The sequence below is a fragment of the Aeromonas sp. INTO2 genome (assembly GCF_049860605.1).
Lineage (GTDB): Bacteria > Pseudomonadota > Gammaproteobacteria > Enterobacterales > Aeromonadaceae > Aeromonas > Aeromonas caviae.
The window spans coordinates 2784203-2810499 of the sequence record NZ_CP187588.1 but is presented as its reverse complement, the minus strand read 5'-3'; the positions used below and the strand labels follow the sequence as shown (position 1 = coordinate 2810499).

At 54.1% G+C, this 26297-nt stretch carries 26 protein-coding genes and 1 other RNA gene; 11 read left to right on the top strand and 16 right to left on the bottom strand.

Going from position 1 to position 26297, the window contains the following annotated elements; all coding sequences use genetic code 11:
* The first annotated feature begins 1 nt into the window (after nt 1).
* The 5 genes from ACPW74_RS13185 (at nt 2) to ACPW74_RS13165 (ending at nt 8648) form a co-directional block, all read left to right on the top strand.
* The gene (locus ACPW74_RS13185; RefSeq protein ID WP_041212662.1) at nt 2-1618 is read left to right on the top strand and encodes a DUF2130 domain-containing protein; all 1617 of its coding nucleotides are present in this window, start codon (nt 2-4) and stop codon (nt 1616-1618) included.
* Nucleotides 1619-1693: 75 nt separating this feature from the next.
* The gene (locus ACPW74_RS13180) at nt 1694-3778 is read left to right on the top strand and encodes a site-specific DNA-methyltransferase (protein WP_041212663.1); all 2085 of its coding nucleotides are present in this window, start codon (nt 1694-1696) and stop codon (nt 3776-3778) included.
* A 10-nt stretch (nt 3779-3788) separates the two neighbouring features.
* Entirely contained in the window at nt 3789-4910 is a 1122-nt protein-coding gene (locus ACPW74_RS13175; RefSeq protein ID WP_041212664.1) for an AAA family ATPase, read from the top strand.
* A complete protein-coding gene (locus tag ACPW74_RS13170; protein ID WP_041212665.1) occupies nt 4903-5580 on the top strand; it encodes a DUF4276 family protein in 678 nt (225 codons plus the stop codon). The genes ACPW74_RS13175 and ACPW74_RS13170 overlap by 8 nt, the downstream gene beginning before the upstream one ends.
* A gap of 2 nt (nt 5581-5582) precedes the next feature.
* A complete protein-coding gene (locus ACPW74_RS13165; protein ID WP_425858181.1) occupies nt 5583-8648 on the top strand; it encodes a type III restriction-modification system endonuclease in 3066 nt (1021 codons plus the stop codon).
* 163 nt (nt 8649-8811) lie between these two features.
* Here ACPW74_RS13165 and ACPW74_RS13160 read toward each other — a convergent pair whose 3' ends face one another.
* The gene (locus ACPW74_RS13160) at nt 8812-9156 is read right to left on the bottom strand and encodes a type IV toxin-antitoxin system YeeU family antitoxin (RefSeq protein ID WP_050498278.1); all 345 of its coding nucleotides are present in this window, start codon (nt 9154-9156) and stop codon (nt 8812-8814) included.
* Nucleotides 9157-9511: 355 nt separating this feature from the next.
* On the opposite strand from ACPW74_RS13160, the gene istA reads away from it, so the two are divergent.
* Nucleotides 9512-11053 (top strand): IS21-like element ISAs29 family transposase, encoded by a 1542-nt coding sequence (gene istA, locus ACPW74_RS13155; RefSeq protein ID WP_001274811.1) that lies wholly within the window; start codon nt 9512-9514, stop codon nt 11051-11053.
* Between the two features lie 14 nt (nt 11054-11067).
* Nucleotides 11068-11823, top strand: a complete 756-nt coding sequence (istB, locus tag ACPW74_RS13150; protein WP_000194037.1) for an IS21-like element ISAs29 family helper ATPase IstB — start codon at nt 11068-11070, stop codon at nt 11821-11823.
* A gap of 21 nt (nt 11824-11844) precedes the next feature.
* Here the strand turns inward: istB and radC are convergent, their stop codons facing one another.
* The 8 genes from radC to ACPW74_RS13110 form a co-directional block, all read right to left on the bottom strand.
* Nucleotides 11845-12363: a RadC family protein gene (gene radC / locus ACPW74_RS13145; RefSeq protein ID WP_425858180.1), complete on the bottom strand. Its 519-nt coding sequence runs from the start codon at nt 12361-12363 to the stop codon at nt 11845-11847.
* 82 nt (nt 12364-12445) lie between these two features.
* Complete coding sequence (locus ACPW74_RS13140) at nt 12446-12712, bottom strand: hypothetical protein (RefSeq protein WP_041211638.1); 267 nt, start codon at nt 12710-12712, stop codon at nt 12446-12448.
* Nucleotides 12687-13115 (bottom strand): hypothetical protein, encoded by a 429-nt coding sequence (locus ACPW74_RS13135; protein WP_129146649.1) that lies wholly within the window; start codon nt 13113-13115, stop codon nt 12687-12689. Before ACPW74_RS13135 ends, ACPW74_RS13140 begins: the two co-directional genes overlap by 26 nt.
* A gap of 9 nt (nt 13116-13124) precedes the next feature.
* Nucleotides 13125-13550 carry a DUF2787 domain-containing protein gene (locus ACPW74_RS13130; RefSeq protein WP_041212668.1) on the bottom strand — a complete coding sequence of 142 codons (426 nt, stop codon included), beginning with the start codon at nt 13548-13550 and terminating at the stop codon, nt 13125-13127.
* A gap of 39 nt (nt 13551-13589) precedes the next feature.
* The gene (locus ACPW74_RS13125; protein ID WP_041212669.1) at nt 13590-14150 is read right to left on the bottom strand and encodes a lecithin retinol acyltransferase family protein; all 561 of its coding nucleotides are present in this window, start codon (nt 14148-14150) and stop codon (nt 13590-13592) included.
* An 84-nt stretch (nt 14151-14234) separates the two neighbouring features.
* Nucleotides 14235-14867: a hypothetical protein gene (locus tag ACPW74_RS13120; RefSeq protein ID WP_232535758.1), complete on the bottom strand. Its 633-nt coding sequence runs from the start codon at nt 14865-14867 to the stop codon at nt 14235-14237.
* A 102-nt stretch (nt 14868-14969) separates the two neighbouring features.
* On the bottom strand, nt 14970-15332 hold the full coding sequence (locus tag ACPW74_RS13115; RefSeq protein WP_041212671.1) for a hypothetical protein: 363 nt from the start codon (nt 15330-15332) through the stop codon (nt 14970-14972).
* A gap of 247 nt (nt 15333-15579) precedes the next feature.
* Nucleotides 15580-16131, bottom strand: coding sequence for a DUF4339 domain-containing protein (locus ACPW74_RS13110; RefSeq protein ID WP_041212672.1), 552 nt, complete (start codon nt 16129-16131; stop codon nt 15580-15582).
* Between the two features lie 187 nt (nt 16132-16318).
* Here ACPW74_RS13110 and ACPW74_RS13105 point away from each other — a divergent pair, with 187 nt between their 5' ends.
* Nucleotides 16319-16666 (top strand): helix-turn-helix domain-containing protein, encoded by a 348-nt coding sequence (locus ACPW74_RS13105; protein ID WP_041212673.1) that lies wholly within the window; start codon nt 16319-16321, stop codon nt 16664-16666.
* A 1-nt stretch (nt 16667) separates the two neighbouring features.
* Here ACPW74_RS13105 and ACPW74_RS13100 read toward each other — a convergent pair whose 3' ends face one another.
* The 4 genes from ACPW74_RS13100 to ACPW74_RS13085 form a co-directional block, all read right to left on the bottom strand.
* The gene (locus ACPW74_RS13100) at nt 16668-17606 is read right to left on the bottom strand and encodes a hypothetical protein (RefSeq protein ID WP_195879274.1); all 939 of its coding nucleotides are present in this window, start codon (nt 17604-17606) and stop codon (nt 16668-16670) included.
* Nucleotides 17603-18604, bottom strand: coding sequence for a YqaJ viral recombinase family protein (locus ACPW74_RS13095; protein WP_041212675.1), 1002 nt, complete (start codon nt 18602-18604; stop codon nt 17603-17605). The genes ACPW74_RS13100 and ACPW74_RS13095 overlap by 4 nt, the downstream gene beginning before the upstream one ends.
* 94 nt (nt 18605-18698) lie before the next feature.
* Nucleotides 18699-19652, bottom strand: coding sequence for a DUF932 domain-containing protein (locus tag ACPW74_RS13090; RefSeq protein ID WP_041212676.1), 954 nt, complete (start codon nt 19650-19652; stop codon nt 18699-18701).
* Between the two features lie 1268 nt (nt 19653-20920).
* Nucleotides 20921-21961 carry an IS481-like element ISAs19 family transposase gene (locus tag ACPW74_RS13085; protein ID WP_042017433.1) on the bottom strand — a complete coding sequence of 347 codons (1041 nt, stop codon included), beginning with the start codon at nt 21959-21961 and terminating at the stop codon, nt 20921-20923.
* Nucleotides 21962-22101: 140 nt separating this feature from the next.
* On the opposite strand from ACPW74_RS13085, the gene ACPW74_RS13080 reads away from it, so the two are divergent.
* The 3 genes from ACPW74_RS13080 (at nt 22102) to ACPW74_RS13070 (ending at nt 23761) form a co-directional block, all read left to right on the top strand.
* Nucleotides 22102-22713, top strand: a complete 612-nt coding sequence (locus tag ACPW74_RS13080) for an inovirus Gp2 family protein (RefSeq protein ID WP_129146679.1) — start codon at nt 22102-22104, stop codon at nt 22711-22713.
* Nucleotides 22714-22729: 16 nt separating this feature from the next.
* Complete coding sequence (locus ACPW74_RS13075; RefSeq protein WP_213390262.1) at nt 22730-23011, top strand: hypothetical protein; 282 nt, start codon at nt 22730-22732, stop codon at nt 23009-23011.
* A gap of 345 nt (nt 23012-23356) precedes the next feature.
* Entirely contained in the window at nt 23357-23761 is a 405-nt protein-coding gene (locus ACPW74_RS13070) for an H-NS family nucleoid-associated regulatory protein (RefSeq protein WP_010673971.1), read from the top strand.
* Nucleotides 23762-23823: 62 nt separating this feature from the next.
* Here ACPW74_RS13070 and ACPW74_RS13065 read toward each other — a convergent pair whose 3' ends face one another.
* The 3 genes from ACPW74_RS13065 to smpB all read right to left on the bottom strand — a co-directional run bounded on the left by ACPW74_RS13065 (nt 23824) and on the right by smpB (nt 26197).
* On the bottom strand, nt 23824-25062 hold the full coding sequence (locus ACPW74_RS13065; protein ID WP_041212680.1) for an integrase domain-containing protein: 1239 nt from the start codon (nt 25060-25062) through the stop codon (nt 23824-23826).
* Between the two features lie 164 nt (nt 25063-25226).
* Nucleotides 25227-25586: a transfer-messenger RNA gene (ssrA, locus tag ACPW74_RS13060) on the bottom strand.
* Between the two features lie 122 nt (nt 25587-25708).
* Entirely contained in the window at nt 25709-26197 is a 489-nt protein-coding gene (gene smpB, locus ACPW74_RS13055; RefSeq protein ID WP_010673973.1) for an SsrA-binding protein SmpB, read from the bottom strand.
* Between the last annotated feature and the right edge of the window lie 100 nt (nt 26198-26297).

The window sequence follows — 26297 nt, the reverse complement described above, 5'->3', positions numbered from 1 at the left end:
CATGCACGAGATCATCTGCCCACACTGCAAAAAGGCATTCAAGATAGATGAAGCCGGGTACGCAGACATCCTAAAGCAAGTTCGTGATAGCGACTTCGAGCAGCAGTTGCACGAGCGGCTGGAACTGGCCGATCAAGATAAGCGCAATGCCGTTGAGCTTGCAGAGGCCAAGATCACCACGGAGTTGCAAAAAGCGGCGTCGGTGAAAGAATCTGAAATCCAGGAACTAAAGGCTAAGCTCGATGCCAGCGAGGTCGCGCAGAAACTCGCTGTCAGTGAAGCGCTGGGGGCTGTAGAGAAGGACCGGGATGCGCTGGCAAGTGCATTGGAGAAGATAACGCAAGAGAAGGAGGCTGCTGCTCAACTGGCTGAGGCCAGACTCCTGAACGAGCGGCAAAAAGCGGCCGCCGCCAAGGATTCTGAACTCCAGGAGTTGAAGGCCAAGCTTGAGGCTAGCGAGGTAGCCCAGAAACTTGCCGTTAGCCAGGCACTGAGTGTTGTTGAAAAGGATCGTGATGCACTGGCGAGTATGTTGGAGAAGTTGAAGCACGAGCAGGAAACCGCAGCTCAACTGGCCGAAGCGAAGCGCCTGAGCGACTTGCAGAAAGCCGCTGCCATCAAGGATGCAGAGATCCAGAGCCTGCAAGCCAAGCTCGATGCGGGGGAAGTCGCACAAAAGCTCGCCCTCAGCGAAGCGCTTAGCGTGGTTGAGAAGCAGCGTGACGAACTGAAGAACGGGCTTGATCGGGCCGCGCTTGAAAAGCAGCTCGCCGAGACGGCGCTCAAGGACAAGTACGAGACACAGCTTAAGGATCGTGACGATGCCATCGAGCGTCTGAAGGATCTGAAGGCGAAGCTATCGACCAAGATGGTGGGTGAAACCCTGGAGCAGCATTGCGAGATCGAGTTCAACCGTCTCCGGGCCACTGCGTTTCCTATAGCCTACTTCGAGAAGGACAACGACGCGCGCACCGGCAGCAAGGGAGACTACATCTTCCGCGACCTGGATGAATCAGGGACCGAGATTGTCTCGATCATGTTCGAAATGAAGAACGAAAGCGATGAAACGGCCACCAAGAAGAGGAATGAAGACTTCCTTAAGGAGTTGGACAAGGATCGAATCGAAAAAGGCTGCGAATATGCGGTGCTAGTCTCTCTACTTGAACCCGACAATGAGCTCTACAACGCCGGGATCGTCGACGTGTTTCACCGCTACCCGAAAATGTATGTCGTTCGTCCACAGTTCTTCATTCCGATCATCACTCTGCTGCGCAATGCGGCGATGAAATCGCTCCAGTACAAATCGGAGCTGGCGCTGGTGAAGGCGCAGAATATCGACATCACCAACTTCGAGACTCAACTCGACGATTTCAAGACCACATTCGGTCGCAACTGGCGTCTCGCTTCAGAGGGCTTTGAGGAGGCGGTCAAGCGTATCGATGAGGCCATCAAGGACCTGGAAAAAACGAAAGAAGCGTTGCACAAGTCGGCCAACAACCTGCGGCTTGCCAATAACAAGGCCGAGGATCTCACAGTCAAGCGCCTGACGCGCGGTAATCCAACCATGGCGGCAAAGTTTGCCGAACTCAAGCATAATGCCGCATCTGAGGCGGAATAGGCCAATTATTTTAGCCGCTGCCTAGCACTGATGCAGAGCGCTGCGAAGCAGCGCAATGACTAAACGGAACGAATGATGGAAAAAATGAAAATGCACTCCCCCAACCTGACTCAAGAGAACATTGCCCGTTTGCGCGAGCTGTTTCCGGGCTGTGTGACTGAGGCCAAGGACGGGGATGGCAGCGTAAAGCTGGCGGTGGATTTTGACCAACTGCGCCAAGAACTCGCCGAATCCATCGTCGAAGGGCCACAGGAGCGTTATCACCTCAACTGGCCGGGCAAGCGCGAAGCCTTGCTCACGGCCAATGCTCCCATAGCCAAGACGCTGCGCCCCTGCCGAGAGGAAAGTGTGGACTTCGATACCACACAGAACCTGTTTATCGAGGGCGATAATCTCGATGCCTTGAAGTTGTTGCAGGAAAACTATCTTAGTCAGATCAAGGTTATTTACATCGATCCACCCTATAACACAGGGAGCGATTTGGTTTATCTGGATGATTTTGCTACAAGTTCAGACGAGTACCTGAAATCATCAAATCAGGTCTCCACCGATGGAGGAAAGCTAGTAGTCAATACGGAGCGCAATGGTCGCTTTCACTCGGACTGGCTTAGCTTTATGTATCCGCGCTTGAAGATTGCCAGAACCCTTCTCAGGGACGACGGTGTCATCATGATTAGTATTGACGACTCAGAGGCTTCCAATCTTAAGTCTATTTGCTCTGAGGTCTTTGGAGAGTCAAATTTTGTCGCCAGCTTGGTCTGGGAGAAGGGCAGGAAGAATGACGCAAAACTTGTATCGGTCGGCCATGAATACATTCTTCTTTATTGCAAGAATAAAGAATTATTAAAACAAAGAAAAACTAAGTGGCGAGAGGCGAAGCCTGGCGCAAAAGAAATCCACGATGAATATCTACGCCTGCGAAAAAATCATGGCAATGACAATCAAAAAGTGGAGGCAGCACTGCGTGATTTTTACGACTCGCTCCCGAAAACACACCCATCGAAAAAGCATTCTCGCTATAACAAAGTTGACGAGAAAGGTGTATGGCGTGACGACAATATGTCATGGCCAGGTGGAGATGGTCCGAGATATGAAGTTCTACATCCGGTGACAGGGTTAGCGTGTGCCATTCCTGATGGAGGATGGAGATACAGCACTCAGGAAAAGATGCAGGAGATGATAAATCAAGGGAAGGTTGTCTTCAGGGAAGATCACTCAGAGCCTCCTATTCGAAAAACCTACTTAATCGAAACAGATCTTGGACCTGAAGAAGATGAGGATATCGATTCGGATGACCTATCAGAAAATGACGAGTCGGAAGATCTACCAATTCAGGTGGCTGGAAGTTACTTCTATAGAAGTGCGCTGCAGGCCAGTAGCGAGCTGACAAAAATGTTCGGCTCCAAAATATTCAGTAATCCGAAAGACCGTGAAGTATTGGCGCGATGGATTAACTATGTCGGAACAGAAGACGGGGATATTGTACTTGATTTCTTCGCTGGTTCTGGAACAACAGGGCACGCAGTAATGCAAATTACGGCAACCGAGAAAAAGAATCTGCGCTTTATTCTTGTTCAACTTCCAGAGGCAATCAACCCAAAGGCCAAAGGCGCCAAGGGTGCCATCAAGACCCTGACGAAGCTCGGGAAGACGGCACACATTTCTGAAATCACTAAAGAGCGACTTCGTCGAGCTGGTCAGGAAATTGGAAGGAATGCCGATGGCAATAGCATAGATATTGGCTTTCGCGTCCTGAAGATCGACTCCTCCAATATGGCCGACGTTTACTACCAGCCCGATGCGCTGGATATGGCTAACCTCGATCTGTTTGTGGAGAACATCAAGCCGGATCGCACGGCGGAAGATCTGCTGTTCCAGGTGATGCTGGATTGGGGCGTCGATCTGGCGCTGCCGATTGCCAAGGAAGTAATACAGAGTAAAGAGGTGTTCTTCGTCGATGGCAACGACAGCCATATGGCGCTGGCGGCTTGCTTCGATACCCACGGTGGAGTTGATGAGGAGTTTGTCAAGGCGCTGGCTCAGCGGCAACCGCTGCGGGTGGTGTTCCGCGATGCTGGCTTTAAGAGCAGTGCGGTCAAGATCAATGTGGAGCAGATCTTCAAACTGCTGTCGCCTGCCACCGACGTGAAGTGCATCTAAGGAGGGCGACATGCTAAATAGTCTAACCGGCACCGCATTGGATCGTCTGACGATTCGGGGATTCAAATCCATTGAAGCGCTGGAGCAGCTTGAGCTCAAACGCCTTAACGTGATTGTCGGGGCCAATGGCGCCGGCAAGAGCAACCTGATCGCCTTTTTTCGCATGTTGCGCGCCTTGATGGATGGCAACCTCAATCGCTTTGTCCGCGATAGTGGCGGGGCGGGCAATCTGCTGTTCAATGGCCGAAAAGTCACCTCGTCGATGTTTTTCGAGACCCACTTTGGTGCTCGCGGCTACCGCTTTACCCTAGTGCCAACCCCCAGTGATGAGTGCGCGATCGAATCCGAGGCTCGGTATTATTTTGGAGGTTCTTCCGGCTGGTGGACGTTGGGAGATAGTAACGACGGCAAGTCGAAGATGGTCGCCGAAGTGCTGGAAAATAGACCTGATGCTCGTTTCTCGCGCCCCGTGTATGACGCTATCTCCTCCTGGCAGGTTTATCACTTCCACGATACCAGTCAGAGCGCGGGAATGCGCAATTACGAAATCGTGCAGGATAACAAGGTGCTGCGCATGGACGCCGCCAATATCGGTGCCTTTTTGCTTAAATTGCGCGATCAACATGGGGATGACTATCGGGCGATCGTCGATGCGGTGCGCCTCGTCACCCCCTTCTTTGATGACTTCATTCTTGAGCCGCGCACCAGCGGCGCACGGGAAGAGGTCAATCTGAGCTGGCTGCAAAAGGGGTCTGACTATCCCATGCAGCCTTATCATCTCTCCGATGGTTCGATTCGCTTTATCTGTCTGGCGACGGCCCTGCTGCAACCCAATCCTCCCTCCACCATCATCATCGACGAGCCTGAGCTTGGGCTGCATCCGGCAGCCATCGTCATTCTGGCGGAGCTTATTCAACAGGCCGCCCAGCGTACCCAGGTGATCGTGGCGACCCAATCTCCGGCTCTGCTCGATCAATTTGCCATTGAGGATATCGTGGTTGCCAATCGTAAGGGCGGGGCTTCGACCTTCGAGCGCCTGAGCGAGCAGGACTATGCCCACTGGCTGGATAACTACTCGGTGGGTGAGCTTTGGACCAAGAATGTGATCGCCGGGGGCCCGCGCTATGAGTGATTACATCGAGGTCTATGCGGTGGTGGAGGGGCGTAGCGAGCAGATCTTCGTTGAGAAGCTGCTAGCGCCTTATCTGGCCGAGAAGCAGATTTATATTCAGGCGACCCAGGTAAGCAAACCGGGCCAGAAAGGGGGCGATGTACGTTTTAGTCGCGCCATCAATGATATCGAGGGCTTTCTCAAGCAGCGGCCCGATACCTACGTCACCACGCTGGTCGATTACTACGGTATCAAGGAGTGGCCCGGTCTTGAGAACGTACCCAAGCGGCAGTCCCCATCCATCATCGCCGCGCATTTGAACCAAGCGACCAAGGCCGAGGTGATCGGTAAGTTTGCGGCCCAGCAAGCCGAACAGCGTTTTATCCCCTATATGGCGATGCACGAGTTTGAGGCGCTGCTGTTTAGTGACAGCGCCATTCTGGCCGACGAGTTGGGCATTGCCGAGGAGCAGGTCCGGCGTGTGCTCGCCGAGTGTGGTGAACCCGAGGCGATCAATAACGGCCCGACCACCGCCCCCTCCAAGCGGTTGGATGGTTGGTCTCCTAAGGGGGAGTTTGCCAAAACCACGAAAGGGATCGCCATTGCCGAGCGGATCGGTATTCCCCAGATGCGGGCGCAGTGCCCGCTGTTTGACGGCTGGCTCGGTGAGCTTGAAGCATTGGTAGGATAAGCATGAAACTCAAATTTAAACACCAGCCCTATCAGGCCCATGCAGTGCAGGCGGTCGTCGATATCTTTAAGGGACAACTCCCGGCCTCTGCTGCCGCCATGAGTTACCGTATCGATCCTGGTAAAGCCAAGAAAGGAACGGAAGATCTCTTTGCAGTGGGCGGTGGCTTCAAAAACGCCGATCTCACGCTCAGCGACAGCGCTCTGCTGGACAATATCCATCAGGTGCAGCGGGTTCAGAACTTGCCGCTGTCAGATGCCTTGGTCAAGACCAAGGTGGCCAAGCTGAATCTCGACATCGAGATGGAAACAGGCACGGGCAAGACCTACTGCTACATCAAAACGATGTTTGAGCTCAACAAGCAGTATGGCTGGAGCAAGTTCATCATCGTGGTGCCCAGTATTGCCATTCGCGAAGGGGTAGCCAAGTCGCTGGAGATCACCGCCGATCACTTCCTGGAGACCTATCACAAGAAGGCGCGTTTCTTTATCTATAACTCCAAAGAGCCGCACCACTTGGAGAGCTTTTCATCGGATGCCGGTATCAATGTGATGGTGATCAACGTACAGGCGTTCAATGCGACCGGCAAGGATAACCGCCGCATTTACGAAGTGCTCGATGATTTCCAGTCACGGCGACCGATCGATGTGATCAGCGCTAACCGCCCCATCTTGATCCTGGATGAGCCGCAGAAGATGGAAGGTGGCAAGACGCTGGATTCGCTGGTGAATTTCAACCCCTTGATGGTGCTGCGTTACTCCGCCACCCACAAGACCAACCACAACAAGATCCACCGGCTCGATGCGCTCGATGCCTACAACCAGAAGCTGGTGGAGAAGATTGCGGTGCGCGGTATCTCGGTGAAGGGGTTGGCGGGCACCCATGCTTACCTCTATTTGCAGGCCATTGAGATTTCAAACAAAAAGCCGCCGGTGGCGGTGGTGGAGTTCGAGCAAAAGCTCTCTGGTGGTAATATCAAGCGGGTTACCCGCAAGCTCGGCAAGGGCGACAACCTGTTCGATCTTTCCAATGAGCTTGAGCAGTACCGCGATGGGTTCGTGGTCTCTGATATCAATGCCAACAGCGATACCCTGAGCTTTACCAATGGTGTTGAGCTGGTGGTGGGCGATGCCATGGGTGATGTGGATGAAAGAACGCTGCGCCAGATCCAGATCCGCGAAGCCATCAAGGCCCACTTTGATAAGGAGGTGGTGCTGTTTAGCCAAGGCGTGAAAGTCTTGACGCTCTTTTTCATCGACGAGGTGGCTAAGTATCGTGATTACAGTGCCAGCGATGAGAAAGGGGAGTATGCCCGGATCTTTGAAGAGGAGTACGCGCTCTATCTGAAGGATCTGCTGCGCCATGAGACGCCCTACACCAAGTACCTGCAAGGGATTCCTGCTGAGAAGACCCATCAGGGCTACTTTTCTATCGACAAGAAAACCAAGCGCGATGTGGATTCCAAGGTGGCGGCTCGCGGCGAGAATGCGGGTCAGTCTGATGATGTGGACGCCTACGATCTGATCCTCAAAGACAAGGAGCGGCTGTTGTCACTGGCTGAGCCGGTGCGCTTTATCTTCTCTCATTCGGCATTGCGCGAGGGTTGGGATAACCCCAACGTGTTTGTGATCTGCTTCCTCAAGCATCCGGATTACAACAATGTGGTCACTCGTCGCCAAGAGGTTGGGCGTGGTTTGCGTCTGTCTGTGAATCAGGATGGTAATCGCATGGATCACCCGGCCACCGTGCACGATGTGAACGTGCTAACCGTGGTCGCCAGCGAGAGCTACACCGACTTCGTGGCGGCGCTGCAAAAGGACATCAGCGATTCGCTGTTGGCACGACCACGTATTGCGGATAAGGCATTCTTCACTGGAAAAATGGTCACTACACCAACGGGGCCGGTTGCCGTGACGGAAGACCAGGCGAGCGATATCGAGTTCTATCTGATCCAAAACGGCTATGTGGACAAGAAGCGCAACGTGACCGAGAAGTACCACCAAGCCAAAAAAGATCACGCCTTGGCCGATTTGCCAGAGGAACTGGCCCCGCTCGGTGATCAAGTATTCAAGCTGGTGGACAGTGTCTTTAGCGAGAGCCAGTTGCCCGACATTGGGGATGACCGCCGCCCGAAGCAGAATCCACTCAACGCCAACTTTGAAAAGCAGGAGTTCAAAGCCTTGTGGGATCGCATCAACCGCAAGGCAGCCTACAGCGTCGAGTTCGATTCGGACGAGTTGGTGCAGAAGACGATTGCGGTGCTTAACAGCAAGGGCTCAGACGGATTGAAGGTCACGCCGTTGCAATACACCATCCAACAGGGTGAGCAGATTGGTTCGGTTACCTACGATGGTCTTCAGGAAGGTAATACTTTTAAGTTGAAGGTCACGGAGACTCAGGCTAGTTACGCCTCCATCCAGTCCGCCGTAAAATACGATCTGATTGGCAAGTTGGCTGAGGGGACACAGCTTACCCGCCGCACTGTCGCACAGATGCTCAAGGGACTCGATGCTGATGTATTTGCTCAGTTCAGGACCAACCCGGAGAGCTTTATCGCTGAGGCCATTCGCCTCATCAACGAGCAGAAAGCCACGGTGATCATCGAGCACTTGGCCTATGACCCGACCGAAGACAAGTTCGAGCTGGATATCTTCACGACCGGCCAGAGCAAACAGGACTTCAGCAAGGCCGGTGAAAAGCTCAAGCGCCACATCTACGACTACGTGGTGACGGATTCCAACATCGAGCGCAAGTTTGTTGAGGAGCTGGACGCCAGCAAAGAGGTGGTGGTCTACGCCAAGCTACCTCGGGGCTTCTTGATCCCGACGCCGGTCGGCGACTACAACCCCGACTGGGCGATCTCGTTTAAGGAGGGTTCGGTCAAACACATCTACTTCGTGGCTGAAACCAAGGGGTCAATATCGTCCATGGATCTGCGGGAGATCGAGAAAACCAAGATCAAATGCGCCCGTAAATTTTTCGACGAAATGAACCGCCGCTTCGCTCCGGAAAATGTGAAGTACGACGTGGTCGATAGTTTCGGCAAGTTGATGGCGGTGGTGAAGTAATTGGGCTAGTTCCCCCCATTTACTGAGTCACGTATCGTGCAGGTGAAAAAAAGAAGAGCCAGACCGAGTTCAATCGGTCTGGCTCTTCTCATGTGGTTGCTACCGCTAAATGGTTGAATTTCAGCTAGTCAGTTTCAGTGAAAGGGCACCATCTATGTCGGCTTTACACCTCTGTGGCTTGAACACTGCCGCTTTCTTGCTGGTAAACATCGAGATAGAGATAGCCATAGCTGGCCCGTGGATTGGCCAGGCAGACCCATTCCCCTTGCCTCAATGTTACCAATTTATCTTGGTCGCTCAGCAGTTCCCCTTGTTGAAATAGTTTGCTAAGACGCTCAATAAACCCCGGTAAAACGGTGTCGATGTCGGTGAGCCACTGCTCGTCGGCCTCGCCATAGACGCCGCTGCGATCCCAGAGCAGGGAGACTCCGCTTCGTTCGACAATGGCTCGTGCGCCAAAACGGGGCTGAACCTGGGTGTGTAATCCCCAACTGCCTATCGTGCTCATGTTTTTACTCCAAATGAGGGTGGGTCCTTGCACAGGTCATCGCAGACCATGCTCATTACTCCCGAAAAGGACGGCCTGATCGGCGCAACTGTTACAAATGTCCACGCTCTGCCAGTGACACCACGCCCTCCGCCTGCATATTCCGGCCGATCATGAACACCAATTCCGATTCAACGTGAACACCATTTCCGGACCAATATGAACGCTCATTCCGGTTCAACCTGAACACTTCGCCCCTCCTTTCCGGAAACAGTGTTCAACATCCCGGAATCACTGTTCACATTCACCGGAATCATCCTTAACGCATTGATTTAAAAACCTTTGATACGCTCTCCCTTTTGCCAGGGAAGAGCCTATGTCTGCCAAGAGGATTGCAATGCGTAAAATTCGTGAAGTACTGCGACTGCGGCTGGAAGCTGACCTCTCTGTTCGCCAAATCAGTATCTGTACCAAGGTCAGTGTCGGCTCCATCCAGAAACTCCTCAAAAGTGCCCAGGCGCTCGGCCTTACCTGGCCCTTACCTACCGAGCTTGATGATGGCCGACTGGCTGCCCTGTTCTATCCGCAGGCCGATACCACCATCTCGGCCCGCCATGTTGTGCCGGATTGGCCCTCTGTCCATCAGGAGCTCAAGCGCAAGGGGGTCTCCAAACAGCTGCTCTGGGAGGAGTACACCCAGCGCTATCCCAATAGCTGTTACAGCTACTCCCAGTTCTGTGACCGTTACAAGTCCTGGTGTCAGTTGCAAAAGCGCTCCATGCGCCAGATCCACAAGGCGGGGGAAAAGCTCTTTATCGACTACTGCGGGCCCACGGTGCCCATCGTGTCGCCGACTACGGGTGAGGTCCGTCAGGCACAAGTCTTTGTCGCCGTGCTCGGTGCGTCCAACTACACCTTTGCCGAGGCCACCTGGTCACAGTCACTGCCGGACTGGCTGCAAAGCCATGTCCGTGCCTTTGAGTTTTTCGGCGGGACACCGGCACTGCTGATCCCCGACAACCTCAAGAGCGGTGTCAGCAAGGCTTGCCGATACGATCCCGAGCTCAACCCCAGCTACCAGCAGTTGGCCGAGCACTATCAGGTGGCGGTGATGCCAGCTCGTCCTTACAAGCCCAAGGACAAGGCCAAGGCAGAGGTGGGTGTGCAGATCGTCGAGCGCTGGATCCTGGCCCGTCTACGCCATCAGACCTTCTTCTCGCTTGCCGAACTCAACCAGTGCATCCGTGCCTTGCTGAACGAACTCAACGAGCGTCCGTTCAAGCAACTGCCCGGTAACCGACGTGACGCATTTGAGCAGTTGGACCGCCCGGCACTGGGACCACTGCCGGTGCATCCCTATCGCTATGTCGCCATCAAAACGGTCAAGGTCAACATCGACTATCACGTCAGCTATGAGCAGCACCATTACTCGGTGCCACACCAGTATGTGGGTCAGCAACTGGAGCTCCATGCAGGCGACACACTGCTTCAGGTCTATCACCAGCAACAGCTGGTCGCGAGCCATCCGCGTAAAACCATCCCGGGGATGAGCACACTCCCTGAGCACATGCCGGAACGTCACAGCAAGCAGCAACGCTGGACCCCAGGGCGTCTTAAACAGTGGGCTGCTGACATCGGACCGAGCACCTTGTGCTGGGTTAGCGAACGGTTGGAAGAGAAAGCCCATGCCGAGCAGGCATACCGACTCTGCCTGGGGCTGCTGAGTCTTAGCCGGGAATATCCGCCATCACGGGTTGAAGCCTGTTGCCAGTTGGCCAACCGGGAAGGTCTGGTGCGACTCAAACAGCTCAAGTCGGTGCTGACCAGTGGCCGCGACCAACTGCCCGCAAGCCCGCTGAGCTACCCAGAGTTACCGCAAGAGCACGAGAACATCCGTGGCCCCCAGAGCTTCCACTAAAGAGGATACGTCCCATGACCCAACAAACGCTGACCCGCTTGAGACACCTGAAACTGACCGGCATGGCGGATGCCGTGCAACAACAACTGGAACAGGCAAGTACCTACGAAGGGCTGCCCTTCATCGAGCGGCTAAGCCTGCTGGTCGAACACGAACAACTGAGCCGGGAGCAGCGTAAACAAGCTCGGCTGGTCAAGCAGGCGAGGCTCAAACTCCAGGCCACGGTGCAAGAGGTGGACTACCAGTCTGCACGCAACCTGGAGCGGTCACAGGTGGCAAACCTGGCCCAAGGAGAGTGGCTGCGCCGGGGCCAGAACCTGCTCATTACCGGCCCCTGTGGCTGCGGAAAAACCTACCTAGCCTGTGCGCTGGGCTACCAAGCCTGTCAGCAGGGGCACAGCACTCGTTACTACCGGCTGCCGCGTCTGCTACTTGAGCTGAGCCAGGCCAAGGTAGATGGCAGTTACGCCAGACTGCTGGGTCAACTGGCAAGGATAGAGCTGCTGATCCTGGATGACTGGGGACTGGAAGCGGTGAATGCCGAGCAGCGCAACGCCCTGCTGGAGATCATGGATGATCGGTACGGGAAATACTCGACGGTCGTGGTCAGTCAGCTGCCAACGGAAGAGTGGTACGCGAGCTTGGGGGACAACACTCTGGCAGATGCGATCCTGGACCGGCTGATGCACAACGCTCACCGGCTGTCACTGAAGGGAGAATCGATGAGAAAGAGGAGAAGTGAGTTGACCCAATCTGAACACTCGAGTTAGAAACGGGGTGACGTGAGCGCGTTAAGGATCAGGGTGTTCACGTTGGCCGGAATGGCTGTTCAACTTCGCCGGAATACGCACCGCCCCCACCACCAGATGATCCAGCGTGCGGATATCGACCAGCGCTAGGGCGCTTTGCAGTCGCTGAGTGATCTCGATATCTGCACGGCTGGGTTCTGGGTAACCTGAGGGATGGTTGTGGACCAGCATCAGCGCGGCGGCATTGTGGTGCAGCGCCCGCTTGACCACGTCGCGGGGGTAGACGGTCGCAGCGGAGAGGGTGCCGAGAAACAGCTCCTCGTAGGCCAGGATCCGGTGCTGGTTATCGAGGAACAGTGCGGCGAACACTTCGCGATCCCGCGTTTGCAGCAGCCCTTGTAGCGCGTGGTGGGCCAGATGCTTGTCGGTGAGGGCCACGCCTTTGGCGAGCTTCTGGCGGGCCAGTGCCTGGGCGATGGTGAGCAAGTCGTCGTCGGTGACTAAGTCGGTCACCCGATAAGTGCCGGGTTGCTCCCCAGCACTGAGTTTGTGATGCAACATGATTCATTCTCCAAAAGCGTTCGCCCCACTGGCCGGTGGGGTGTGTTTTGCGATAAGGGGGGTGGTGATTGCGATGAGTGGGTCAGTGATTGGCAGAGCGCAGCCTTTGCTGTGTCAGGTCGTGCAACGGGATCTGGTAACTGGTGGCCAGCAGGTTGCCGATGCCATAAAGCCACTCCCGTTCCGGGTGATCGCACAGCCATTCGGCCAGTGCGTCACCCCGTTCGGTCTGATAGCGCAGATAGAGGGCGTAGCCATCGACCCGTAGACCGTAGTCCAGCACCACCTGGGTCTGCCCCCCGTTGTCGTGAACCCCCTCCAGCTCAAGGGCGAGCAGTGTTCTGGTCATCGGCACCTTCCTGATGGGGTAAGGGGTCACTCTCCACGGTAAAACCGCGATGAATACAAATGCGTTGCAGGTCAGCCAGAAAGCTGGCCAGTACCCTGGGCTGCTCGGTGAACGGGACCGGCCCTGCCTGGCAATGCCAGAAACACCTGCGCTTGGGATCAACGCAGATCTCATCCACCGGTTGGCTCATGGTGCGCCAGTCGTCAGCATTGCTGATGGTGAGCAGTTGCCACTGAACCCCAGACCAACGCACTTGTAAGGTGACGGTGCGGGCATGTGGGCTACCAGGTGTCAGATGCAGCAACCAGCGTTTGCCACTTTGTGTGGGCCTTAATTTTGCTTTGATAGTGATCTGTCCCAGCCACTGGCGTGAGTAGTGCGAAAGCGCTAATTCTTGGCTCATTGCAACCTCCTAATCTCCAGTGACCGAAACGGTGAAACACTCCAACCGGCAGTAGGCAATGAAGTTGCTCTGCCAGATATCGAACAACTCCCGGGCTTCAGCCAGCCGTAGCGGCCCCCAGCCCAACATGGTGTGTTCCCCGTCGAGGAAGTTGAAATCAAGCTCCTTGCAGAGCTCGGCATCCTGGCCCAGTCCCTGGTAACTGAAATCGGTGACGTAATCGACCAGCCAGTCGTCAAGACCACGTACCAAGCGGATCTCGACCGGGTGGACGCCACCCTGTTCAGCGCTGTAACCGGGGTTACGGAAGTTGAAGGTCAGCTGGGTGCAGCGCCCCAGATCGAGATCGGTACGTTCGGCTTCTTGGCTGAGCAGGGCCAGTAGAGCCTGACAAACGGGCAGGGCAAAGCCGTCCCGGTAGAAGGGAATAGTCATAGGTTGTGCTCCTTGAAAGTGTGAGGTAGCGGCAGTGGCTCAGTCGGTGAGCCAGGACCAGAGGCGGCTTACTGCGTGGGCGGCTATTACGCCAGTTGCCAGGGGGACCCAGCTTGGCGAAGTCGCGAGGGTGGTCAGGGTGATAGCGGAGGTGGCGAGCGTTATGCAATCAGATGCTGTGCGTTCTCGGGTCAACACGGCCGTAGCTGGGGGCATGATGGTGGTCTGCTGAGTGCGAAGGGCTGCTTTAACCACCGCTGTTGCTACTTGGCTGATCTGTGGCGAGTGGTGGAGACCTTGGATGCACCACATCACGAAGTGCTCACAGTTACTGAACAACACATCGTACCGATGCTCGCCCAGTCGTGTACGGGCACGTTCGAGGCTCTCTGTTCGGCCATACCGCCTGACAGGGCAAAATTTGCACCAGACCGGCTTACCATCGGAAAACTCATCCAGAGAGGTCATCACAATTTCACCGGGTAGGCCGAGATTAGGCCCCTGATAGTGGATGACAAGGTCGCCCCCGACATAGAGGCCATGGTGGGTATAACCGAGGTGAGCGGTCACCAGATGATCGCCTGGGGTGAATCGAGACATGAAGTTAACTCCTTGTGGTCAGACATAAAAACGAAGCAGGGCACCTCGTGGGTGCCCTGTTATCAGTGTGGAAAAGTGACGACGTTATTTGTGCAGCATCAGGGTACGAGAATCCCAGATCCAGGTTTCGGCGGGGTTGCCTGGCAAAGCTAATGTGAAGCCGTTGGTATCATGCGTCAGCTTGCCAAGATCGCTGCAGGTGCCGAAGGTGGGAGTGAGCAAGGGAAGCGTATCCGAGCGGATGACGGCTAGCTGATAGAGCATCGGACAACCAACTCCCCCGGTGTTGAGTTCGAGCAACACGGCTTTTCCCTGAGTCAATGGTTGCTCATGTTTGATGGTAATAGAGTGGTACATGTCAGTATTGAGCAGGACCTGCTCGCCATTGGTTACCACGATGGTGCCGTCGTCTTGCGGGCTAATGGATAGCCCTGGTGAGGCCGGGGCCGAGAATTTGGGCTCGAAATAGACACTCCCGTTTGAGTAGGTCACCATGGCGCCGTTGAGCGATACCTGTTTCCCTACGAGCTCGATAAGCCCTCCCTCATTGTCTGCATCGGTGAGTAATTCCACATTCCCTTTGCCTGGCACCGCTATCCAATATTTCAGACTGGCATAGCCGAGTGTTCCGCTGATGGTAGTAGGGATTTTCGATTCAATCTGTAGCGCATAATCGGCAGCAAAGGCAGTGACTGAGCAACTTAGCAGAGTTGCCATCGTTACCGCACGTAGAGTTCGTATTATCTGCATGCTTGAGGATCTCATTGGTGGGGGCGCTTGGCGCTCGTTAATATGATGTTGATCGTGTCGGTTTTGCGGTTATTCACCAAATGTGTATGTCACCTCACCGAGGTCAGTCACTAAGGTAGCACTGAACACTGTGCAGGACTCGTATCGAGCCGCAAACGTCACTCCTTGGCCCAACTTGAGTTTGAGAGGGAAGGTGCTGCCGATGCCGAAATCGTGTTTAGCCTCAATCACCCTGCACCCTGGTTCGCCATCATTAATTACTACCTTCTCGATGATGACTTGGGCATTTTTTGTGACTACATAAATCTGTGGCCGTCCGATGGCTGTGTGAGTGAGTTCGACTTCAAATGTGGGGCCGCCAGAACCGCCACCACAGGCGCTGAGTGTTAACATGCTGGCTAGTAGCAGGGCATATCGGTAGATATGGGGCATAACGGTTTCCTTGTTGTTGCAGCACGGTCAAGCTTGTCTCCGAGTTGCTGGAAACAAGGACTTGGCCTTGAAGATAAATGCCTGGTTTTGTTGCTTTTCCGCACTGCCTTGAAATGGCATGACTGGAAAATACTCAAGTCCAACCTTTTGAGGTGGTCTTCCGAGCTTCGGATGTCAGTTAGGCGCTACTCGACCATGACGGTCGAGTAGCGGTCTGATGGCTGGCATCAACTTGAGCGAGGTAGAGTTATGCGCTGCAACTGCTGAGCATGATCAGCGAGAAGGTCACTAGCCAACACCAGAAATAGGTCGGCTTTTGTTGCAATGCCTTGGCGCGCTTCCAGAGATACACCGGCACGAGCCAGACCATTTTGCCAAATTGCTGTGTGTTGACGCCGGCTTTGCGCAGCGTACGTTCATCCCAGTAACTCAGTGCGATATTGATGATCAGTGAGATGTAGAAGAATGAGCCTTCCGCCACTGCGTTCGCGGCTTGGTCCGTATCATGGTATACGGCACCGGCGACAAAGCCTTCGCAGAAAATACCGATGATGGGCGCAAAAGCCAAAATCCAGATCAAGGTATTACTAATCGCAATTGCAGGTAGCGCTGGAGGGGTCGATGACGGCGGAATATCGGCGGCCAGCGGAGTCGCATGTAGTGGCAGCCATTGTGGCTGGCTCTGGTGCCATACCAGCGTCTGGTGACTGATATCTCCGGCGCCAAGTAAGCCTATCAACTGCTCCTTCATGATCGGACCAATCCGTTGACCATTCTTCTCGTAAAACCATTCACTCATTTGATTATTCCTTTAATTGCCTGTGGTGGTTGATGCCTGTGCTGCGAAAACAGACTGGATACCTCTCCACAAACCCGCGAAGAGTTAAAAAGCCCCTCACATAAGACTTATGTGGTTGATGTTCATCCCTTTAAGTCCCTCATGTCAATGGGTCCTTATTCAACGATATAGGTTGATTGGAGGACTTATGACGAACATCAAAGTTGAGCTGCTCGCTAAAAGCGTGGGCAAGGCGATCGGGCGGCAGCGCCAGCAGGCGGGATTGACCCAGGATCAGGTGGCAGAGCATCTCAATATCGGGATGGAAGCCGTCTCCCGGATGGAGCGCGGTATCGTAGTGCCGACCATTGCCCGACTGGCTGAACTGGCTCAGCTGTTTGAGTGCGAGCTGGCCGATTTCTTGCGCGAAACCAGCCCGCGCCCAACTGAGCAGGGTATCGTCTTGGGGCAGAAGTTAGCCCGGCTGGACAGTGCCGACCGGGCGTTGCTGCTGGAGACGTTTGAACGGTTGGTCGAGCGCCTGGCCAAATCCTGAGTTAGGGCGCACCGGGTATCGGTGTAGCACCTTTACCCAATTTATTGGTTAACGGGGATGCCCGTGCTCGCGTTCCCCGTGGTTGGGCCACTGTTTGCGGTGCCGGTTCGGCAGTCGAATGTTCCCCTTCCTCCACCTGGGGGTAAAACTCTTCCAGTAGCATTGGCACCTCTTCATCCACATCCTCGAACTGACCATTACGCAGCAAGGCTCGGGCCACCGTTTCCATCTCGCTAATCGTCAGCCCGGCCTCATCGTCCTGCATCGATTCCTGCCGTGCTTGGCCGACTGCCTCCGTCAGAGTCAGCTCGTCCCGCAGAGTCAAATCCACGTAGTAGACCGGGGTGCGGTAGGACTGGGTGGTGCTCTTGGCCCGTAGCCGTAAGGTCAGCGGCAGATAACGGGTCAGGCCGCCACTCACCGCCTCGAAGTACTTGAGGCGTGCCGCCAGGGTCCGTACCGAGTTATAGCCTGTGGTACGAAAGATAAAGCTGCCGAGCTCATCCCCCTGCCCCTCCACAAATAGGTTCAGTCGTCCGTACAACTTGCAGCCCTGTTGCTGGCCGTAAAGGCAGCGCTCCGGGCCGGGGCAGCACACCTCTTCCATCCCCTGTGCGCCGACTCGTCTCGCCAGCTCCCCGTTGCCGACACAGAGCGGCCGCCCAGTCTGGCGGTCAAAGGCGCTGTACTCCGCCCTCAGGTTCAGATCGCTGTCATTGAACAGCACCCGCACCGGAATGGCGCGGATCTTGGCCTGCTCATGCCCTTGAGCGAACTGCTGATGCAAGGGATGGAGCAACCATCCCCCTTTCTGCTGTACCTGGGTGGTGAGGGTGAAACTGTCGTCCTTCTCAGGCACCCATTTCCCCTCTTTCTGTACCAGCCTGCCGATACAGATCCGCCCGATCACGGGTGGGGTAATCGCCAGTCCTTTGATCATGGTGTGTGTCTCCTGGCCGCGTGAGCTGCCTGAATGGTGAAACGGCGTGAGCCGGGCACCGGTTTGACGTAGTGGCTGAGCAGGTCGGGATGATCCTGCCCGAGCCGTTCCAAGTCCGGGGCCAGCCGATCCTTGCTGCGTTTCCAAGTGATCTTGCCGTCGGCAAAGAGTCCTGCCGTAGCCTCTCCCAGCGTGGCCTGTAGCCGCTGCTTGATCTGTGATTCGCGTAGCTCCACTTCCTCCTTGTGTTCGCGCAGATGCAGCAACTCCCCGAACAGCTGGTTGAACTCGGGTGAATCGGAGAGATCGACGGTTTCCCCGTCATCACGGGGAAATAGCCAGGCTAGCGCCGATCCTGCATCCTCCGAGCCATCGGGCTCGGGCTGCTGGTTGCTAGTGACTTGCTGCCAGAACTGCGCCTCACGCTCGGTGAGATCCCGGATCTTCTCCTCGTCGCGCTCGATGCGGTAAATCCGAAAATCTTGACCCCCGATCAGTACCGCCACTTCCGCCCAGGCATGACCGGTGACGGCGAGCTGATGGAGTACCTGACACTGGTAGGCGACCGGTACGCCCTCCTCCCATTGGGGGGCACTGTGATAGCTGGCAGTCTTGATTTCGAGGATGCCGGGGCCGTCGGGGTGGCCCACCACCTCCCGGTCGAGATTGGCGAGCATAAACAGGTGCTCGGGGTGCTGTAGTACCGCATTGACCCGGCGCACCCGATAACCGGTGCGCTTGGCGTAGACCTGCGCCAACACCGGTTCGAGCTCGATACCCCACAGCACAGCTTCTTTGTGGGAGATATCTTCCGGCTCCTTACGCCCGGTCTTTTCCAGCCACAGTGACAGCGGGCATTTATAGGGTGAGAGGCCCACCGCAACGGCGGCATCGGATGAACCTAGCCCAAGCTTGCGGATCGCCAACCACTGCTTGCGAGAGAGGTCGGTGGTGGAGGCTAAGCGAATAGCCTGACCGTATTTGGCTTTTGCTTTCATCATTACTCCTTGTCAGCGGCATAAACGTCCCCGCCCGGCCTGATGGCTGGGTAGGGGTCTATGACGGGGAAATGAAATAAAACTGAGTGCGGGATTACTGCAGCAGTGTAAGGGCTTGATTGAGGGCCTGAGACTTTAGCTGAGCCCCCTGACCGAACCAGGCGGAATCGAGGCGATAGTCCTGACTGCGAGCACGACGGTGATGGTCCACATATTCGGTGACCGCATTGACCAAGCCCCAAGCGGTATTCTGGGAACTGGCTAACTCCGAGCCCATGCCTGCACCTTGATACAACTCATGGAGCTGTTGAACAGGGCGAGTAAGGATGATTTGATTATCTGCATCCAGCGGTTGGGCCAGCAAGTCGCTAAAGAAACGTAACGCCTCTTCTGGGGCGACAGGCCGGGCAGCCAATGCCTTGGTCTGGGTTTTGAATTCATCCCAGTGGGAAAGTCCCAACCCTAATTCCTGTTTGACAACAGCCGGGTCAAATGTCGTCGAGTGAGAGACTTTGACTGCGCCAGCGCTATTACGCAACGCCATTTGCAAGGTGTTATTGCAGACCACCCGCAACGAGGTAAATTGCGCCGTGGTGCAAAGTGTACCGTCACAACTGGTTGCCAGCAGCAGATAGGACTTCACCAGGTCATTGCCTTTGAGTTTCAAGTCTTGGCCGGTACGGGCCAGCGCCCACAGCTTTCGGCCACCTTTAAGTGAGCCTGCGGTTTCTAATTCAAAGCCGCCGATTTCCACTAAATCCTGATAGAAGTGCAGCACCTCATGGGGCTGTACCACGTTATAGCGTTGGGAGACCACCGAGAGCGGTTCGAGTGTATCGGATCGGAAGAGCACCTTACTGCCGCGATAGGGGCGAATATGGAGGGCATCGGAAGCAACGTTAAACATTACGTCGCTCTGCTCGATGGTCCAGTCCATACCGGCAGCTTTAAGCCAGATCTCCAATGATTGTTGTGGGGGCAAGATATTTCCGAGGCCGTGCCAGGGCGCTAGGCCAGTGTAGGCCATGGTATCGATGAGGTGTGCCATAAATCAATCTCCAATGAAAATGGGACTATATAGAACAGTCCCAAGGTAGGTTCACCGAGAGAATATATATCTGAAATTTATTTGAATGGAAGTAATGGGAGCGCCAGATGACAGCACCGCACCATAAAATTAGATGGTGCCATATGAGAGTATGCAATGGCATCCAGTTGCATTTTTGAGACTCATTAGTGTGCGCAATTTTTGATATTCCAGATATTTTTGATATTCGTATCTGAAAGTATCTGGATAGAGCTTACTTGATTGGTTGCTGGAGTCATGATGACAGGGGGGAGGAGAAATAACCATACACCTGAATTGATGCTGTGGGATTGTGGCGCTGTAATGTCACCAGTGCCTCAATCCACGTTTTGGCAACCGACTCCATCCCTGAAAATAATACATGAAATAAAAACGCATTTAAACAATTCTCGCAGGTATATTTGAAATTGATGTGCATCAACAAGTAATCATTCACTAGAGAGGGTACGAATAAGTACCCTCTTCAAAGAAACTGAAAATTTCAGTCCTTTCAGTTCAACTGATTGCAGATGCATTTTTTGTGTTTAGTGAATTATTCTCATCTTCCTTAGGTAAAGGGTGTTTATACCTGAACAATAACTCTACAACATTAGTCTTTTTACCCAACGCAATAATATTATCAACATCATCCCCAGGAACAAACAATAACAATATGATAGTTGAATAGTCCAAGAGGCAAACACCGAGAGAAGATCCTGTAATGCCTCGGATTAGATTATCATTTAATTCTGCTCTAGGGAAGGTGCGAATAAGTCATATGGCACGAGAGCATTTACTGGTAACTCATTGATATTAAATGACTAAAATTTTCATTTTTTGTTCGTGGGATACTTGTTCGCACTTTCCCTAACTAGCGCCAAGTATAACGTGATGGCTACGCTGACATATGCATGTCTATAAGCATGCACCACTATAGGAGACGTATGCGCTACTAATGGTGTCTCACACACCACATTATAACCGGTTGCATTGCATAGATTTGCGTAAGCAAATAAATCACTAATAGATAACGCACGATAGCACCATAACTCTGCATTCATTAATGCAGGGTAGGGATATCTACGCTCACTCACCTTCTATAGCGTATCGCTAGGAAGGTGGGTGTTAATTAAATTAATAAAGAGATAGCTATGTTGAACCACTTCCAACGTTCGGTATTCAAGATGAAGCAGTTTATTAGTGTACAGATCTAGTTATCACCTGACACCGGCCTCAAACCGGTGTCTTGTTTACGCTACTTTAGTGCGCACTTCCTTCGGTATCAATTTCAGACCCTTTTTGAACATGCTGTAGGGAGTCTGTCCTTCCATCATCCTGCCTTGATGTGGCCGCTGGGTGTTGTAGTGATCCAGATAGCTGTCCAGGTCTGTCTGCATCTGCTCTACCGACTCATACCAGGTTGTCCTCCCCTTGATACGGAAGTGTTCATCCAGCAGGGTGCGATGTAGCCGCTCGATAAAGCCGTTGCTCTGCGGCCTGCGTACCTTGGTGGTCCGGTGCTCAATCCCCTCCAGTTGCAGGAACAGCTCGTAGGGGTGATGGTCAGGGCGCCCGCAGAACTCGCGCCCGTTATCTGACAGGATGGTATAGACCCGCGCCTCGTGAGCCTCGAAGAACGGCAGGACCGTTTCGTTGAGCACATGGACCGAGGTCACCGGCAGCTTGCTGGTGTAGAGCCGTCCCCAGGCGTGGCGGCTGTAGCAGTCCAGTACGGTTTGCAGATACACCTTGCCCACCCCCTTGAGTGCGCCGACGAAGAAGGTGTCGACCGCCACCAGTTCCCCGGTGTAGTGAACCTCAATTTGGCGTTCGCGAAACTCGGGGCTGAAGCGCTCGAGCAGGCGGATCTGCTCGTCATTGAGCTCAATCGTCTGTTCCCTGTGGGTTTTCTCGAGGCGCAACAAGCGGTCATGCTTGGAGAGCAAGTCGTGACGTTGCCACACGCCACGCACACCGCCCGCACTGACGTTGATGCCTTGCAGAGCCAGTTCTTGCGCGACCCGCAGCGGGCCATGGGTTGGTCTGGTGAGAGAGTAATCGAGGATAGCCTGTTCAATCTCGGGAGCGACCCGGTTGGGATGCGCCCCTTTACAGCCGGGTAGTTTGTCGAGCAAGCCCTCGGCGCCATAGGTCTGATAGTTACGGCGAATTTCGTAGAACTGCTGACGGCTGTAGCCGATGAGCTTGCAGGCTTTGCTGACGTTATTGAGCTCTTTGGCGAGCTCTAGCAGACTGAGTTTACGACGTGCTACTTTCTCGTTGGTGGTCATACGGTGACTCCGGATAACACGGTAGGGGTACCGTTTTGTTATCCGGTTTGAAGCCGTATGACCACTCCCTTTTGTGGGCAACTGTCAGGTGAATACCATCTCCATACATTATTAGTCAATGCGAAGACAGTTACGGCCCCATGAATTGCACCTATTTGAGGCGTAGTCTGGATGTTGTTTTCGATACCCTTACCAGGTATCCCCGTGTTTATGCACTGCGGGTAGATCTGCGTTTCGCTGTTGAGTCACCTGAAGATGATGCTGACACGCTGACCTGTCTCCAGCGGGCTGACCCGTCAGTGATTACTCGCTTTATGGAGTCTCTGAAAAGCCAACTGCGTGCGGACCACTATCGTCAGAAACGCCGTGGTACTCCGTCTCTGCCGGCCTTTATCTGGTGTCGGGAGCAGGACTCCTCAGCATCTCCCCATTACCACCTGATGCTGCTCTTTAACAAAGACGTCTATGCCTTCTTGGGAGACTATCGGGACTATGACGCTAACAACATGGGAACCAGGATCCAGAAGGCGTGGTGCAGCGCTCTGAGCCTCCCTTATCCTGATAACGCGATGTTAGTGAATTTTCCTGATAATCCGCAGTACCGGTTTGATCGCAAGTCAGTCCGAGATAGAGATGATAACTTCAACGCATTTCTATTTCGTATGGCGTACCTGAGTAAAAAGAATACGAAGAGCGGCGGCGATGGTTATCGAAACTTCGGTACCAGCCAACTGACCCGAGCTGAGCATTGATTTATTAGGGTGGCAAATGAAGCTTGCATCAAGTGTGTTTACAGATACCCGATCGTTACGGTCGGCATTAAAGGGATTGTCATCGGAGGATTTGTTAGCACTGAATGCTGAAATCGAGGCGATAGCGCTGGAGCGCATTGAGGAAGAGGAGGCTGCGAGGGTAAGAGCACATGAGCGGCAGCAGGTGATCGCTGACATTAAAGAATTGCTCGCTTTAGAGCGTATTAATCCTGAAGAGCTGTTAGCGTTCACCAGATGCCCTGTAAGCTCGTCTAAGCGAAGCCGGAAACTTGGGTAGTATAAACAACAGCTGCTTCTGTATGAACGTTCTAGTAGCATTTACGGAGATGACTAGTCTGTTAAGCACAGCGAGGGGACCAATCCCCTCGTTTTTATGTGTTGCGTATAAATACAACAAATTCAAATGGACACTGATGACGACAGAATGCTAAAACGATAATTAATGGCATTTGCATCGATGAGGTGTAATAGCGTAAAATTCAACACTGTTATTACTACCTGAATCGTGCTGTTCACTATTCAGACCAGTCACCAGAACGATCCAGATTGAAAGACCTATATCACCAGAGTCAGTAGCTATCCATGTGGCTGACGGTGTGCCCCTTATTGAGAGATCTTAATCATGACTGAATTTCTGAAAGTGTTGCTGAATATCCGTAGCTTGCGGGCTGCATTGCGTGAGCTCTCCTTTGAACAGTTGCAAGAAGCGAATGAGAAGTTCTCCTCGATTTATAACGAGCGGGTTGCTGAGATAGAAAAGACCCGCGCAGCCGATGCCGAGCGTTTGGCCAAGCTGGCCGAATTCCAAGCAATGCTGGCTGATGCTGGCATTGACCCTACTGAGCTCGTACAGGGCGTTCCAGCCGGGAAAGCTCAACGTGATGGCACGAAACGTGCTCCGCGTCCGCCGAAGTATCGTTATATGGCAAATGGTGAAGAGCGCACCTGGACCGGCCAGGGACGCACTCCTAAAGCGTTGGCCGCCATGCTGGAGCAAGGCAGGCAGTTGGAAGAATTCCTGATTTGATGTCAAAAGGACTGGCTAACCAGTCCTTTTTCTATTGCGTTGTTGAGTTATTGAAACTTAGCTCAGCTGACATTTGACGATGGCAACCACGTCAGTGCTGAACCGACTCTGGATGCTGCATCGATATATTCTGACCACCAGACCATCATTTCTCGGCGACGTTCCAGATAATCCGTGCGGTTGTATGCGCTACGGACTTCATCTTTGTCAGAGTGCGCCAAGGCAGCTTCTATAACGTCTCGATCAAATCCTCTCTCGTTCAGGGTGGTGCTGCCCAAGGCTCGCAGGCCGTGAGCGACCAAGGTCCCTTCATATCCCATTCTTTTCAAGGCCGCATTGGCTGTTTGCTCGTTGGTGTGCGTTTTAGGATTACGGATACCAGGGAAGATAAATTCACGATGGCCGCTGATCGGTCGCATGAGGTCCAGGTAGGCAAGTGTCTGCGGCGTCAAGGGCACGTCATGACCTCTGCGCTTCTTCATTCTCTCTGGTGGGATCCGCCAGAGTTTCTTTTCCATATCGATCTCTGCCCACCGGGCTCCGGCCGCCTCGCTGGGGCGAGCCAAGGTATGCAGGCTCCATTCGATAAGGCAGCGGGTCTGCAAATTGATGCTGGCCTTGGAAAGCCGGTTCATCAGTTCTGGCAACTGGTTGGGGTTGATGCTGGGCATGTGCTGTTTGGCTGGCCGCTGAAAGACCTTGCTTATCCCCGAGCAAGGGTTGGCATCGATCAGACCAGAGTTGACGGCGAAGGTCATGATCTCGTTCACCCGCTGGGTGAGACGACGCACAGTTTCGAGTTTACCTGCAGCGGCGATGGGCTCGATGATCTTGATCGCTCTCTGAGCCTTGATCTCCATAACAGGCACAGTGCCAAACTCGGGGAACAGATACATTTCGAGCGAACGCCAGAGATCCTCGGCATAGGCCGGGGTGACGGAAGGACGCTTAACATCAAACCAGCGCTTGGCGACGGCTTCAAAGGTGTGCTCGCTCTGTGATAATGCGGCGGATGCTTGCTCATCACGGTGATGCTGGGGATCAATGCTTTGCAGTAACAGAGATTTGGCTTCGGAGCGTTTCTCTCTCGCTTCAGCCAACGACATCTCCGGCCAGGAACCAAAGCTGATCATGTTTCTCTGTTTAGTTAGGGGGCGGTAGTAACGCAGGCGCCACAACTTGGAGCCATTGGGCTTGATGACGAGCTCCAGACCAGCCCCGTCGCAGAGGGTGTATTCCTTCTCTTTGGGCTTGGCTGCTTTGATCTCGGTTGGGGATAAGGGACGGGTGATACGAGGCATAGGCATACGCTCCGGAAGGCATACAAAACGATATGCCTAACGATATGCCTAAAAGGGCTGGATGGCAACGCACCCCATTGGACAGCATAAGACAACAAAAAACCCGCAAAGCCTTATGCTATGCGGGTTTCTTGGACTTCGTTGGTCACTGTTGGACCGGTATTTGGTGGAGCTGGGGGGATTTGAACCCCCGTCCAAAATTACTACATCCTCGGTACTACATGCTTAGTCACTCTTTACATTCGCCAACACGCTGCGGAGAGACACGCCACGCATTGACTAGCTCGATTGGTTTTAATGCTTCCGCCCCGAGCAGGACTTCCACACGATCCTGTGAAGGATGACCTTCCATTTCCCTAGGACACAGGCAAGCTAGGGGAGAAGGGCTCAGCGCAGGTTATTAAGCTGCGAGTGCGTAGTTTTCGTCGTTTGCGACTATTTTTTTGCGGTTTATTAACGAGGCCTACCGCACCTCGGCATGCACCTTGGGTTTCGTGAATCTTGTCGAATCCAGAATCAGCCCCAAGTTGTCAAAAGGGATTGTACGCAAAAATCCTGTCATGGCAAGGCGTTGATGGCAATCGACCGGCCTTGGCCGGTCGATTGCTGGTTTATTGGACGCCTTGCCATGGCGGGTGGCGCACAATCAACCGCGGTGTTTGTTTTTCATGATGCGGGCTTTTTCCCGATCCCATTCACGGGCCTTGGTGTCTTCCCGCTTGTCGTGTTCTTTCTTGCCCTTCACCAGGCCGATCTCGACCTTGACCCAGCACGCTTTCCAGTAGAGGGCCAGCGGCACTATGGTGTAGCCCTGACGAGCGGTCAGGCTCTCGAGCTTGTCGAGTTCACGGCGACTGAGCAGCAATTTGCGGGTGCGGGTCGGATCGCATACCACGTGGCTGGAGGCGGCGTTCAGCGGCAGGAAGCTGGAGCCGAACAGGAAGGCTTCCCCCTGCATGAAGATGACATAGGCTTCGCTGATGTTGGCCTTGCCCGCCCGCAGGGACTTCACTTCCCACCCTTGCAGGGACAGGCCGGCTTCCACGCGCTCTTCGATGAAGTACTCGTGACGGGCGGTTCTGTTGAGTGCAATGGTGCTGGACCCGGCTTTGTTTTTACTGTTCTTTTTGCTCATGACGGGGGCCTTAGGCAATGTTTAGGAAGGCGCATTATACGTGGGTGGCGGCGGCTGTAAAACGCACAGCGCTCCGAGTGGCGGCTTTGTGAGCAGTTCG

Bases quoted from the DNA above. Each gene is read 5' to 3' on its own strand.
- ACPW74_RS13130 (WP_041212668.1), bottom strand. From the start codon at position 13,550: ATGACTATTCCCTTCTACCGGGACGGCTTTGCCCTGCCCGTTTGTCAG.
- ACPW74_RS13120 (WP_232535758.1), bottom strand. From the start codon at position 14,867: ATGGCAACTCTGCTAAGTTGCTCAGTCACTGCCTTTGCTGCCGATTAT.
- ACPW74_RS13140 (WP_041211638.1), bottom strand. From the start codon at position 12,712: ATGACCAGAACACTGCTCGCCCTTGAGCTGGAGGGGGTTCACGACAAC.
- ACPW74_RS13090 (WP_041212676.1), bottom strand. From the start codon at position 19,652: ATGGCACACCTCATCGATACCATGGCCTACACTGGCCTAGCGCCCTGG.
- ACPW74_RS13070 (WP_010673971.1), top strand. From the start codon at position 23,357: ATGACTGAATTTCTGAAAGTGTTGCTGAATATCCGTAGCTTGCGGGCT.
- ACPW74_RS13165 (WP_425858181.1), top strand. From the start codon at position 5,583: ATGAAACTCAAATTTAAACACCAGCCCTATCAGGCCCATGCAGTGCAG.
- ACPW74_RS13075 (WP_213390262.1), top strand. From the start codon at position 22,730: ATGAAGCTTGCATCAAGTGTGTTTACAGATACCCGATCGTTACGGTCG.
- istB (WP_000194037.1), top strand. From the start codon at position 11,068: ATGACCCAACAAACGCTGACCCGCTTGAGACACCTGAAACTGACCGGC.
- ACPW74_RS13080 (WP_129146679.1), top strand. From the start codon at position 22,102: ATGAATTGCACCTATTTGAGGCGTAGTCTGGATGTTGTTTTCGATACC.
- ACPW74_RS13160 (WP_050498278.1), bottom strand. From the start codon at position 9,156: ATGAGCACGATAGGCAGTTGGGGATTACACACCCAGGTTCAGCCCCGT.
- radC (WP_425858180.1), bottom strand. From the start codon at position 12,363: ATGTTGCATCACAAACTCAGTGCTGGGGAGCAACCCGGCACTTATCGG.
- ACPW74_RS13180 (WP_041212663.1), top strand. From the start codon at position 1,694: ATGGAAAAAATGAAAATGCACTCCCCCAACCTGACTCAAGAGAACATT.
- ACPW74_RS13170 (WP_041212665.1), top strand. From the start codon at position 4,903: ATGAGTGATTACATCGAGGTCTATGCGGTGGTGGAGGGGCGTAGCGAG.
- ACPW74_RS13100 (WP_195879274.1), bottom strand. From the start codon at position 17,606: ATGATCAAAGGACTGGCGATTACCCCACCCGTGATCGGGCGGATCTGT.
- smpB (WP_010673973.1), bottom strand. From the start codon at position 26,197: ATGAGCAAAAAGAACAGTAAAAACAAAGCCGGGTCCAGCACCATTGCA.
- ACPW74_RS13095 (WP_041212675.1), bottom strand. From the start codon at position 18,604: ATGAAAGCAAAAGCCAAATACGGTCAGGCTATTCGCTTAGCCTCCACC.
- ACPW74_RS13185 (WP_041212662.1), top strand. From the start codon at position 2: ATGCACGAGATCATCTGCCCACACTGCAAAAAGGCATTCAAGATAGAT.
- ACPW74_RS13175 (WP_041212664.1), top strand. From the start codon at position 3,789: ATGCTAAATAGTCTAACCGGCACCGCATTGGATCGTCTGACGATTCGG.
- ACPW74_RS13135 (WP_129146649.1), bottom strand. From the start codon at position 13,115: ATGAGCCAAGAATTAGCGCTTTCGCACTACTCACGCCAGTGGCTGGGA.
- istA (WP_001274811.1), top strand. From the start codon at position 9,512: ATGTCTGCCAAGAGGATTGCAATGCGTAAAATTCGTGAAGTACTGCGA.
- ACPW74_RS13105 (WP_041212673.1), top strand. From the start codon at position 16,319: ATGACGAACATCAAAGTTGAGCTGCTCGCTAAAAGCGTGGGCAAGGCG.
- ACPW74_RS13085 (WP_042017433.1), bottom strand. From the start codon at position 21,961: ATGACCACCAACGAGAAAGTAGCACGTCGTAAACTCAGTCTGCTAGAG.
- ACPW74_RS13125 (WP_041212669.1), bottom strand. From the start codon at position 14,150: ATGTCTCGATTCACCCCAGGCGATCATCTGGTGACCGCTCACCTCGGT.
- ACPW74_RS13110 (WP_041212672.1), bottom strand. From the start codon at position 16,131: ATGAGTGAATGGTTTTACGAGAAGAATGGTCAACGGATTGGTCCGATC.
- ACPW74_RS13065 (WP_041212680.1), bottom strand. From the start codon at position 25,062: ATGCCTCGTATCACCCGTCCCTTATCCCCAACCGAGATCAAAGCAGCC.
- ACPW74_RS13115 (WP_041212671.1), bottom strand. From the start codon at position 15,332: ATGCCCCATATCTACCGATATGCCCTGCTACTAGCCAGCATGTTAACA.